This is a genomic window from Microbacterium sp. UBA7513 (assembly GCF_002478345.1).
Taxonomy (GTDB): domain Bacteria; phylum Actinomycetota; class Actinomycetes; order Actinomycetales; family Microbacteriaceae; genus Microbacterium.
The window spans coordinates 23,568-35,248 of sequence record NZ_DLNJ01000021.1 but is presented as its reverse complement, the minus strand read 5'-3'; the positions used below and the strand labels follow the sequence as shown (position 1 = coordinate 35,248).

General features: G+C 69.0%; 10 protein-coding genes. 1 reads left to right on the top strand and 9 read right to left on the bottom strand.

Going from position 1 to position 11,681, the window contains the following annotated elements; all coding sequences use genetic code 11:
- The coding region (locus B2W79_RS12230) for a GTP-binding protein (protein ID WP_292789875.1) at nucleotides 1-278 on the bottom strand (278 nt) is incomplete at its 3' end.
- Nucleotides 279-469: 191 nt separating this feature from the next.
- Between B2W79_RS12230 and B2W79_RS12225 the strand changes: the two genes are divergently transcribed.
- Complete coding sequence (locus B2W79_RS12225) at nucleotides 470-1,213, top strand: CPBP family intramembrane glutamic endopeptidase (RefSeq protein ID WP_071328716.1); 744 nt, start codon at nucleotides 470-472, stop codon at nucleotides 1,211-1,213.
- A 7-nt stretch (nucleotides 1,214-1,220) separates the two neighbouring features.
- Here the strand turns inward: B2W79_RS12225 and B2W79_RS12220 are convergent, their stop codons facing one another.
- The 8 genes from B2W79_RS12220 to gcvT form a co-directional block, all read right to left on the bottom strand.
- Nucleotides 1,221-1,787 carry a PH domain-containing protein gene (locus tag B2W79_RS12220; protein ID WP_292789873.1) on the bottom strand — a complete coding sequence of 189 codons (567 nt, stop codon included), beginning with the start codon at nucleotides 1,785-1,787 and terminating at the stop codon, nucleotides 1,221-1,223.
- A gap of 1 nt (nucleotide 1,788) precedes the next feature.
- Entirely contained in the window at nucleotides 1,789-3,462 is a 1,674-nt protein-coding gene (locus B2W79_RS12215) for a dipeptide ABC transporter ATP-binding protein (RefSeq protein ID WP_292789870.1), read from the bottom strand.
- Nucleotides 3,459-4,403: an ABC transporter permease gene (locus B2W79_RS12210; RefSeq protein ID WP_071328201.1), complete on the bottom strand. Its 945-nt coding sequence runs from the start codon at nucleotides 4,401-4,403 to the stop codon at nucleotides 3,459-3,461. The genes B2W79_RS12215 and B2W79_RS12210 overlap by 4 nt, the downstream gene beginning before the upstream one ends.
- Complete coding sequence (locus tag B2W79_RS12205) at nucleotides 4,396-5,322, bottom strand: ABC transporter permease (protein ID WP_071328200.1); 927 nt, start codon at nucleotides 5,320-5,322, stop codon at nucleotides 4,396-4,398. Before B2W79_RS12205 ends, B2W79_RS12210 begins: the two co-directional genes overlap by 8 nt.
- 101 nt (nucleotides 5,323-5,423) lie before the next feature.
- Nucleotides 5,424-7,058: a peptide ABC transporter substrate-binding protein gene (locus B2W79_RS12200; protein ID WP_071328199.1), complete on the bottom strand. Its 1,635-nt coding sequence runs from the start codon at nucleotides 7,056-7,058 to the stop codon at nucleotides 5,424-5,426.
- A 215-nt stretch (nucleotides 7,059-7,273) separates the two neighbouring features.
- Entirely contained in the window at nucleotides 7,274-10,114 is a 2,841-nt protein-coding gene (gene gcvP, locus B2W79_RS12195) for an aminomethyl-transferring glycine dehydrogenase (protein WP_396654719.1), read from the bottom strand.
- Nucleotides 10,115-10,175: 61 nt separating this feature from the next.
- Nucleotides 10,176-10,553, bottom strand: coding sequence for a glycine cleavage system protein GcvH (gene gcvH, locus B2W79_RS12190; protein WP_292789866.1), 378 nt, complete (start codon nucleotides 10,551-10,553; stop codon nucleotides 10,176-10,178).
- On the bottom strand, nucleotides 10,550-11,665 hold the full coding sequence (gcvT, locus tag B2W79_RS12185) for a glycine cleavage system aminomethyltransferase GcvT (RefSeq protein WP_292789864.1): 1,116 nt from the start codon (nucleotides 11,663-11,665) through the stop codon (nucleotides 10,550-10,552). Before gcvT ends, gcvH begins: the two co-directional genes overlap by 4 nt.
- Nucleotides 11,666-11,681 lie beyond the last annotated feature (16 nt).

The following is an 11,681-nucleotide window of genomic DNA, read 5'->3' as shown; positions in this document are numbered from 1 at the left end:
CCGAAGTCGGCGTGGCCGGGGGTGTCGATCACGTTGATCGTGATCTCCTTGCCGTCGGCGTGCTTGCCCTTGTAGGTGATCGCCGTGTTCTTGGCGAGGATCGTGATGCCCTTCTCGCGCTCCAGGTCGTTGGAGTCCATGGCGCGCTCCTCCACGTGCGAGTGTTCGCCGAAGGAGCCCGTCTGGCGGAGCATCGCGTCGACGAGCGTGGTCTTGCCGTGGTCGACGTGGGCGACGATTGCGACGTTGCGGAGGTCAGAGCGGAGGGCGTGCGCCATACAAGGGTCCTCAAAGAGTGTGGGGTTGCGCCGGGAAGCCGACGTTCCAGGATAACGTACGCGCGGATCGGGTTCCTGAACGCACGTCGTACCATCGTCCCGTGACCCTCCCCGACCCGACTCCCCCGGCGCCGCAGACGCCGTCGACCGCGCCCACCCGGCGCGACGAACCGCGTGAGGGTCGAGCGCGCCTGTGGTGGGAGATCGCCATCGTGCTCGCCCTGGGCTTGGGTCAGTCCGCGGTCTACGCGATCGTGCAGCTCGCCTATCGGCTCACCGACGACACGCCCCTCGCAGATCAGACCGCCACCCTCAACCCCTCCCGCAGCGACCGGGAGGTGTTCGACCTCATCTATCAGGTGCTGTCCATCGGCTTCGCCCTGGTGCCGGTGCTCCTCGTGTGCTTCCTGCTGTGGCAGCGCCGTCGCCCGCACCTGGAGCGCCTCGGCCTCGACGGCACTCGCGTGGGCGGCGACATCGGCCGGGGCGTGCTCCTCGTCCTCGCGATCGGCGTGCCGGGACTGGCGCTCTACCTCGGCGGCCGGGCGCTCGGACTGTTCGTGGCCGTGAACCCCGCCGGTCTGGACGCGCACTGGTGGACCGTGCCGATCCTCTTGCTCGCCGCCGCCCGCGCATCGCTCCAGGAGGAGTTCGTCGTGCTCGGGTACCTGTTCGCCCGCCTGCGGCAGCTCGGGTGGTCGCCGTGGACGATCATCGTCTCGACCTCGGTGCTCCGTGCGACGTACCACCTCTATCAGGGGCCCGGCGCCTTCATCGGCAACCTCGCGATGGGACTGCTCTTCGGGTGGCTCTACCACCGCACCGGTCGACTGCTGCCGTTCCTGGTGGCGCACTTCCTCATCGATGCGGCGGCGTTCGTCGGCTACCCCTGGGCCGCGGCGACCTGGCCCGGCCTGTTCGGTCTCCCCGGCTGAGGCGCGCTCAGCCGAGGTTGACGACGACGAGCGCCGCGACGGCCCACAGCACGATGACGGCGAGGGCGATGAGGGCCGGACCGTCCCAGCTGCGTCGGATCGGCGCATCCGCCGTCGCGGGCGCCGCGCTCCACAGATCGCGGATGCCGGTGAGCACCCGGAGCGCCGACGGCACCTTCGGCTCCGCGTCGTCATCACGGGAGCGACGAGGCGGACGCGCCTTGGCCGGTCCGCCCCAGCAGCTCAGGGTGCGACCGTCGTCGAGCGTGAACTCGAGCTGCCAGCGCATGTCGATGTCCTGCACACGCGCCCAGCCGAAGGTCGTGCGACGCAGCAGGTTCTGCACCACGGCCCCCTCCTGATCCACGCGGACGAAGGAGACGAAGGCCGTCTCGTACACGATCCACAGACCGAGCAGCAGCCAGGGCGCCACGAGCAGCGCCTGCACGATGCTGCCGTTGACGACGGTGTCCCCGAGCAGGAACAGCACCAGCAGGATGCTGAGGACGAAGACGACGGTGCCCGAGGACGCACGGAAGGTCCGTGCGCCCTCGGGGTGTGCGGAAGATGCCACCTCAGCGGCCGCCGAGCGGGATCGACGCCCCCGGGATCGCCTTGAGGAGACGATCCGTGTACTCCTGCTGCGGGTTCGCGAAGATCTCGTCGACCGTGCCCTGCTCGACGACCTTGCCCTTCTCCATCACGCAGACCAGGTCGCTGGAGACCCGGACGACCGCGAGGTCGTGCGTGATGAAGAGGTAGGTGAGGTTCAGCTCCGACTGGAGTTCGGCGAGCAGCTGCAGGATCTGGTCCTGCACGAGCACGTCGAGCGCCGACACCGCCTCGTCGAGCACGACGATGTCGGGCTTGAGGGCGAGCGCGCGAGCGATCGCGACGCGCTGCCGCTGACCGCCGGACAGCTCGTTCGGGTACCGGGTGGCCAGTGCACGGGGCAGGGCCACCTGGTCGAGGAGCTCCTCGACGCGCGCCCGCTGCGCGGCGCGGTCGCCCACTCCGTGGATCTGCAGCGGCTCCGAGATCGTGTTCCCGATGTTGCGCAGCGGATCGAGCGATCCGTACGGGTCCTGGAACACCGGCTGCATGCGGCGACGCAACCCGAACGCCTGCGCGTTCGAGAGGCGGGACACATCCTGGCCGTCGATCTCGATGGTGCCGCTGGTGGGCTCCTCGAGCTTCAGGACCATCTTCGCGACGGTCGACTTGCCGGACCCCGACTCGCCGACGAGCGCGAGCGTCTTCCCTCGCGGGATCTCGAAGGAGACGTCGTCGACCGCCCGGAAGGCTTCGCTGCGGAAGTTCCCCTGACGGATCTTGTAGTCCTTGGTGAGTCCGGCGACGCGCACCGTGGGTGGGATGGCGGCGAGGTCGTCGAGCGTCTCGATGCCCCGATCCTCCACGACCGCCTGGATGCGCTGCGACGCGACGCTCGGTGCGGCCCCGACCAGTCGCTGGGTATATGGATGCTGCGGGTTCTCCAGGATCTGCCGGCTCGGCCCGGCCTCCACGATGTTGCCGTTGCTCATCACGATGATCTTCTCCGCACGCTCGGCCGCGAGGCCGAGGTCGTGCGTGATGAGGAGCACCGAGGTGCCCTTGTCACGCGTGAGCGTCGCCATGTGATCGAGGATGACCCGCTGCACCGTGACATCCAGCGCCGAGGTCGGCTCATCCGCGATGAGGAGCTTCGGATCGGCCGCGAGGCCGATGCCGATCAGCGCCCGCTGGCGCATACCGCCGGAGAACTGATGCGGGTACTGGTGCAGACGCCGTTCGGCATCGGCGAGTCCGGCCTGCTTCAGCACCTCGATCGTCCGCGCCTTCACGCCCTCGCGGCCCCGGGCGATCCCGTTCGCACGGATCGCCTCTTTCACCTGGAAGCCGATGCTCCACACCGGGTTGAGGTTCGACATCGGGTCCTGCGGGACGAAGCCGATCTCGCGACCGCGGACGGCCTCCATCTCCCGGCGACCGAGTTTCGTCAGCTCCCGGCCGTCGAGAGTGATCGATCCTCCGGTGACGACACCGGTTCCGGGCAGGAGGTTCACGATGGCGCTCGCCGTGGTGGACTTGCCCGAACCGGACTCGCCCACGATGGCGACGGTCTCACCCGGGAAGATGTCGAAGCTCGCTCCGTGGAGGACCTCCTTCTCCCCCTCCTGAGTGCGGAACGCGACGGTGAGGTCACGGACGCTGAGCAGCGGGATCTGTGCGGTTGCGCGTGCGGTCATCGCCGTGCCCTCGCCTTCGGGTCGATGGCGTCTCGGATGAGCTCGCCGAGGCTGACGAAGGCGAGCACGGCCAGCGTGAGCGCGATCGACGGATAGATGAGAGCCATGGGCGCCACACGCAGCGACTTCTGCGCCTGTCCGATGTCATTTCCCCACGACATCACGTCGCTTCCGAGACCGACGCCGAGGAACGACAACGTGGCCTCCGCGACGATCGAGGCAGCGAGTCCCAGCGTCGTCACCACGAGCAGCGGCGCGAGCGCGTTCGGGATCACGTGTCCCACCAGCGTGCGGAACTTCGAGCGCCCGAGCGCGCGGGAGGCCACGACGAAGTCGGACTGCCGGACGCGGAGCACCTCGGCCCGCACGACGCGCGCAGTCGCCGCCCACGCGAAGCCACCGATGGCGAGTGCGAGCACGGGCACCGAGCGGTACTGGGAGAAGACCGTCATGACGACGACGGCGGCGAGGATGTACGGGATGGCAAAGAAGATGTCGCCAATCCGAGACAGCACCGAGTCGAGCCAGCCGCCGTAGAACCCCGCGAGCGCCCCCATGATCAGACCGAGAATCGAGGAGATCGCGGTCGCGAGGAGCCCGACGGAGAGCGAGGTCTGTGCGCCCCAGACGATACGGGAGTATATGTCGCATCCCAGGAACGTATAGCCGAGCGGGTGACCGTCCGCGGGGCCGGCATTGCTGTTGGACAGCTCACACTGGCTGTTGGGCGGTACCGACGTGAACAACGTGGGGAACAGGGCCATCGCCAGGAAGAACAGCGCGAGGATGACCGAGAACCAGAACAACGGACGACGACGCAGGTCAGTCCACGCGTCTCGCCACAGGTTTCGCGGCTTCTCCGCGATCCGCACGGCATCGACGGAGATGGTCTCCGTCTCGACCGGAGCGACATAGTGATTCTGCGTGGTGGGGTCAGGCATAGCGGATCCTTGGGTCGAGCAGACCGTACAGCAGGTCGATGATGAGGTTGACCACGACGTACAGGATCACGAACACCGTGACGAAGGAAACCACCGTCGGCCCCTCGTTGCGGATCGCGGCCTGGTACAAGGTGTTGCCGACGCCCGGCACATTGAAGATGCCCTCGGTCACGGTCGCGCCGACGAGCAGCACGCCGAAGTTCGTCGCCGAGTTCGTGATCACCGGGATGAGGGAGTTGCGGAGCACGTGCACGGGGATCACGCGACCGCGCGACAGTCCCTTGCTGTACGCGGTGCGCACCCAGTCCTGGTTGAGCGTGTCGATGACCGAGCTGCGCATCAGCCGCATACTCACGGCGTACAGGCTGAAGCCGAGCACGATGGCCGGCAGCCACAGGCCACCCCAGTCGTTGTCCGACCCGACGGTCGGCTTGAACCAGCCCAGCTTGATCGCGAGGAAGTACTGCGCCAGGAACGCGACGACGAAGATCGGGATCGCGATCGCCACGAGCGCGACGATGAGCATCGTGTGGTCGAAGAGCTTGCCCTTGCGCAGCGCCGAGATCGTGCCGATGATGATCGCCAGCGTGAACTCGATAGCGATGGCCATCACCGCGAGTCGACCGGTGACGGGAAGCGTCTCGGCCAGCACGGTCGACACCGGCCGGCCGGAGAAGGTCGTGCCGAGGTCGCCCTGGAAGACACCGGTGATGTAGTACCAGTACTGCACTAGGAACGGGTCGTCCAGGTGGTACTGCTCGCGCAGCTGTGCCACCACGGCCGGGTTCGGGGTCCGGTCGCCGAAGAGCCCGAGAATCGGGTCACCGGGCATGGCGAACACAAGGAAGTAGATGAGCAGGGTGGCCCCGAAGAAGACGGGGATCACCTGCAGAAGACGTCTCAGGATGTAGCCGAGCATGCGTCTGTCCCGTAGTCAGGAGGCGGAGTCAGTGTGACCAACACAGCCTGTGAGGCGGCGACGGACGACCGTCACCGCCTCACAGGTTCGTGCTGTCAGACTTACTCGCCGTCCTTCGTGACCTGGTAGAGGATCGGCCAGGTGTCCCACCCGAATTCGACGTTCTCGACCGACTCGCCCCAGGCGCCCATGGCGTTGGTGTACCACAGCGGGATGGCAGGGAGGTCCTGGAAGAGGATCTCCTGCGCCTCCTGGAACTTGGCGATGCCCGCCTCGACGTCCGGGGCCGCAGACCCCTCGTCGAGGAGCTTGTCGAACTCCGGGTTCGAGTAGTCGCCGTCGTTCGAGCCTGCACCCGTACCGAAGATCGGGCCGAGGCCGTTGAACATCGACGGGTAGTCGAACTGCCAGCCGGTACGGAAGGCGGTGGTCGCCTTGTCCTCGGTGATCAGCGTGCGGTGCTCGGCGAAGGTCGGGATCGGCTTACCCGAGGCCTCGATGCCGAGGTTGTTCTTGATCTGGTTCGCGACCGCGTCGACCCAGCCCTGGTTGGGGCCGTCGGCGTTGTACTGGATCTGGAAGGATCCGGTCCACGGTGCGATAGCGTCGGCCTCGGCCCACAGCTCCTTCGCCTTGTCGGCATCGAAGTCGAGCACGTCGGAGCCGGGGATGTCCTCGGAGTAGCCGTCGATCACCGGCGAGGTGAAGTCCTTCATCGGCGTGCGGGTGCCGCTGAAGACCACGTCGGTGATCTCCTCACGGTTGATGGCGTGCGAGATCGCCGCGCGGCGCAGCTGGCCCTCTTCACCGCTGAAGTGCTCGAGGCGCTCCGGAATGGTGATGGTGGCGTTCGCCGCGGCCGGCTGGTTCACCGTGCGGTCCGGGAAGTCGGTCTCGAACGTCTGCAGAGCGGTGTCCGGGATCTCCTGGATGATGTCGAGCTCGCCACCCTGGAGGTCGGCATAGGCCGCCTCGGTGCTGGCGTAGAGCTTCATGTCGACGCCACCGTTCTGCGCCTCGCGCGGGCCGGTGTAGTCCTCGTTCTTGACGAGCTCGATGCTCTCGTTGTGCCGCCAGGCGCCCTCTTCCGCGAAGACGTACGGGCCATTGCCGATCGGGTTCTCGCCGAAGGCCTCGAGGTCGTCCCAGGCCGAGGCCGGCAGCGGGAAGAACGCGGTGTAGCCCAGGCGCAGCGGGAAGTCGGACTCCGGCTGCTTCAGCTTGACGGTGAAGGTCAGGTCGTCGACGACCTTGAGGCCGGAGAGCTCCGGCACGTTCTCCTCATAGGAGAAGCCCTCGATGGACTCGAAGAAGTAGCTCGAGAGCTGCTTGTTGTCGAGCGCGGCACCGTAGTTCCAGGCCTTGACGAAGGACTCGGCGTCGACAGGGTCTCCGTTGGCGAAGGTCTGGTCGGCCTTAATCTTGATCGTGTAGGTCTGCGCGTCCTCGGTCTCGATCGACTCGGCGAGATCGTTGTGCACGGCGCCCTCGGCGTCGTAGTACACCAGGCCCGCGAAGATGCTCTGCAGCACCAGGCCGCCGCCGACCTCGTTGGTGTTGGTCGGGATGAGGGGGTTCTGCGGCTCGGTGTTGTTGACCGAGATCACCGCGGTCGGGTCACCCGAGGGCGTCTCCTCCGCGGAATCGTTGCCGCCGCCGCTGGCGCAGCCTGCCAGGGTCAGGGCGCCGATCACGAACAGTGCGCTGCCCGCGAGGGCGATCTTGTTGCGCTTCACTTTTGTCCTCCTGTGGACGTGGGAATTCTGCGCGGCTCATCATCGAGCGCGCAGGGATACCTGAGCGTAACCCGGTGGTCGCGCGTCCAGGACGTTCGGCTAACGAACTGTTACTGAGTGGTGACCATCTGTCACATGACGGAAACATGGCGTAACCCGAACGGCGCCGCGCCGCCGGGAGGCGGGCGCGACGCCGTTCGTCGTGCGGGTCCGTGTCAGGCGAAGGCCTCGATCGGCGGGCAGGCGCAGACGAGGTTGCGGTCGCCGTACGCCTGGTCGATCCGGCGGACCGGCGGCCAGTACTTGGCCGCCACCAGGGAGCGCACCGGATAGGCGGCCTCCTCGCGGGTATAGGCGTGCGTCCACTCCCCCGCGATGAGCGAGACGGCGGTGTGCGGGGCGTGCACGAGCGGGTTGTCGTCCGCGGGCCAGCGCCCCGCGGCGACGGCGTCCGCCTCGGCCTTGATCATGATCATGGCCTCGATGAACCGCTCGATCTCGTCGAGGTCCTCCGACTCGGTGGGCTCCACCATGAGGGTGCCGGCGACCGGGAACGACATGGTCGGCGCGTGGAACCCGTAGTCGATCAGGCGCTTGGCGACGTCGTCGACGGAGATGCCGGTGGCCTCCTTGAGCGGACGCAGGTCGAGGATGCACTCGTGCGCGACCCGTCCGTTCTCCCCCGTATAGAGCACCGGGAAGTGCCCGCCGAGGCGCTCGGCGATGTAGTTCGCCGAGAGGACCGCCGCGGCGGTCGCGCGCCGGAGCCCCTCCGCGCCCATCATGCGCACGTACGCCCACGAGATCGGGAGGATGCCCGCGGAGCCGTACGGGGCCGCGGAGATCACCGCGCCCTCGAACGTGTGGCCGCCGAAGTGCTCGGCGCGCTGCGCGAGCGGGTGCGACGGCAGGTACGGCGCGAGGTGCGCCTTCGCCCCGACCGGACCGATGCCCGGGCCGCCGCCGCCGTGCGGGATCGCGAAGGTCTTGTGCAGGTTGAGGTGCGAGACGTCGCCGCCCAGGTCGCCGAAGCGCGCGTAGCCGAGGAGTGCGTTGAGGTTCGCGCCGTCGACGTACACCTGACCGCCGGCCGCGTGCACGGCCCCGGTGATCTCCACGACCTGCTCCTCGTAGACGCCGTGCGTGGACGGGTACGTGATCATCAGCGCCGCCAGGTCGTCGGCGTGCTGGGCGATCTTCGCGCGGAGGTCGTCCAGGTCGACGTTGCCGAGCGCGTCGCTCGCCACCACGACGACTTTCATGCCGGCGAGCACGGCGGAGGCCGCGTTCGTACCGTGGGCGGAAGACGGGATGAGGCACACGATGCGGTGGTCATCGCCGTTCGCGCGGTGGTAGCCGCGGATCGCGAGGAGACCCGCCAGCTCCCCCTGGGAGCCGGCGTTCGGCTGCAGCGACACCGCGTCGTACCCGGTGATCTCGGCGAGCCAGCCCTCGAGCTGGTCGATGAGCTCGAGGTAGCCGCGGACATCGGCCTCCGGGGCGAACGGGTGGATGCTCGCGAACTCCGGCCACGTGATGGCGGCCATCTCGGTGGCGGCGTTGAGCTTCATCGTGCACGAGCCGAGCGGGATCATGCCGCGGTCGAGGGCGTAGTCCCGGTCGGACAGGCTCTTCAGGTACCGCATCATGGCGGTCTCGCTGCGGTGGCTGTGAAACACCGGGTGCGTGAGGTACTCGCCCTCGCGGCGGAGGGCGTCCGGCAGCGCGTCCGCGTCGCCGAGGCCGAAGCCGAAGGCGCGCTCCTGCTTCCCGCCGAAGACCTGCGCGACCTGGTGCAGCTCGGCCACCGTGGTCGTCTCGTCGACCGCGATGCCGATCGTGTCGGCGTCGGCGACCCGCAGGAGGATGCCGAAGCCGCCTCGCGCCTGGTCGGCGTACTCCGCCGCCCGGCCCGGGACGCGCACGGTCAGCGTGTCGAAGAAGTGCTCGTGGACGACCTCGGCGCCCGCCTCGACGAGCCAGTCGCGCAGCAGGGCCGCCTTGGCGGCGACGTCGCGGGCGATCTCGCTGAGCCCGTCCGGGCCGTGGTAGACCGCGTACATCGATGCCATCACGGCGAGGAGCACCTGGGCGGTGCAGATGTTCGAGGTCGCCTTCTCGCGGCGGATGTGCTGCTCGCGGGTCTGCAGCGAGAGGCGGTAGGCCGGCTTGCCCTCGGCGTCGACGGACACGCCGACGAGGCGTCCGGGCAGCTGCCGCTCCAGACCTGCGCGCACGGCCATGTAGCCGGCGTGCGGGCCGCCGAAGCCCATCGGCACCCCGAAGCGCTGCGTCGTGCCCACGGCCACGTCGGCCCCGAGGGTGCCGGGCGCGGTGAGGAGCGTCAGCGCGAGGAGGTCGGCGGCCGCGACGGCGAGCGCGCCGGCGACGTGCGCGGCGTCGAACACCGCGGACGGATCCCACACACGGCCCGAGGCCCCGGGGTACTGCACGAAGACGCCGAAGAGCTCGGCGGGCAGCTCCTCCCCCGCCGCGAAGTCGACCGTGACGAGCTCGATGTCGAGCGCCTCGGCGCGGGACGCGAGCATCGCCTTCGTCTGCGGCAGCGCGTCCGCGTCCACCGCGAACACGTTCGACGCGGTCTTCGAGGCCCGGCGCGCGAGCAGCATCGCCTCCACGACCGCGGTGGACTCGTCGAGCATCGACGCGTTCGCGGTGGTGAGGCCGGTGAGCTCGGCCACCATGGTCTGGAAGTTGATGAGCGCTTCCAGGCGCCCCTGCGAGATCTCGGGCTGGTACGGCGTGTAGGCCGTGTACCAGGACGGGTTCTCGAGCACGTTGCGCTGGATGACCTGCGGCGTGACGGTGCCGTAGTAGCCGAGGCCGATCATCGAGCGGTTCACCGTGTTCCGCGCGGCGAGGGCACGCAGTTCGGCCAGTGCCTCGGTCTCCGACGCGGCGACCGGGATGCGGGAGTCGGCGACCGCGTCCTCCGGTCCCGTGTAGATCGAGGCGGGGACGGCCTGTCGCATGAGCTCCTCGACCGGGCTCAGCGTCCCGTTGCCGGCGGAGCCGAGACCCAGCGCGTCGAGCATCGTGCGCTGGGCGGCCTCGGTCGGTCCGATGTGACGATCGGCGAATGCAACCACGTCCGGATCAGCCCTCCGTGAGTGCGACGTACGCGTCGCGGTCCAGCAGTCCGTCCAGCGCACCGGCGGCGACGGACACCTTGAGCAGCCAGCCGCCCTCGAACGGCTCGGCGTTGACGAGCGAAGGGTCGTCGACGACGGCGTCGTTGACCTCGACGACCGTGCCGGCGACCGGAGCGTAGAGCTCCCCGACCGACTTCGTGGACTCGATCTCGCCGACGACGGAGCCGGCGGTCAGCTCGGTGCCGACGGCGGGGAGCTCGACGAAGACGACGTCCCCCAGCTTCTCGGCGGCGTAGTCGGTGATGCCGATGGTGACGGTGGCGCCGTCACCGGCGATCCATTCGTGCTCGTCGGTGTAGCGGAGTGCGCTGAGGTCGGTCATTTGTTCCTCCGGTAGAAAGGCAGGGCGGTCACGGTCGCGGGGATACGGGTCCCCCGCACATCAAGGAATACTGCGGTTCCCTCCTCGGCGGAAGAAGGGTCGACGAAGGCCATCGCGATGGGGTGGCCCAGCGTCGGGCTCAGAGCGCCGCTGGTGATCTCGCCGATCGGAGAGCCGTCGGCGTCGACGACCGCGTAGCCGGCGCGGCCGGCGCGTCGCCCCTCCGCCGTCAGCCCGACGAGGATGCGGGCGTCGTCGGCCGGTGCCGGTGCGTCCTTGCCGACGAAACGCTCCTTCGCGGCGACCACGACCCGGCCGAGGCCGGCCTGGGCGGGTGCGGTGTCGAGGCTGAGCTCATGCCCGTACAGCGGCATGCCCGCCTCCAGGCGGAGCGTGTCGCGGGCGGCGAGGCCGGCGGGCACCAGGCCGTGCGGGGCGCCGGCGTCGAGCACGGCGTCCCACAGCGCGGTGGCGTGGGCGGCCGGGACGAGGAGCTCGAAGCCGTCCTCCCCGGTGTAGCCGGTGCGGGCGACGAGCAGCGGCTCCCCGGCGAACGACGCGGTCGCCCACGCGTAGTACTTCTGCTCCGCCCAGGGGACGCTGACGTCGGCGATGCCCTCCGTCGCCGCGAGGATCTCCTCGGCCCGCGGGCCCTGAACGGCGATCAGCGCGTAGTCGTCCGAGACGTCGGCGACCTCCACGGCGCCCGCGTCCGCGTCCGCCACGCGCACGGTGAGCGCCTGCCGCACCGCGTCGCGGTTGCCCGCGTTGGAGATGATGAGGAAGTCGTCGTCGGCCAGGCGGTAGACGATCACGTCGTCGACGATGCCGCCCTCGGGCGTCAGCAGCAGCGAGTACTTCGCCTTGCCGATCGGGAGCGCCGACAGCCGTCCGGCGAGCGCGTAGTCGAGGAAGGCCGCGGCGCCGGTGCCGCGGACCGAGAACTCCGCCATGTGCGAGATGTCGAAGATGCCCGCCGCCTGCCGCACCGCGTGGTGCTCGGCGAGGTCGGACGTGTAGCGCACCGGCATCTGCCAGCCGCCGAAATCGGTGAAGGAGGCGCCGAGCGCCTCATGGCGCTCGCGCAACGGGGTGTAGCGGGGGTCGGACATGGAGTTCTCCCGGGCT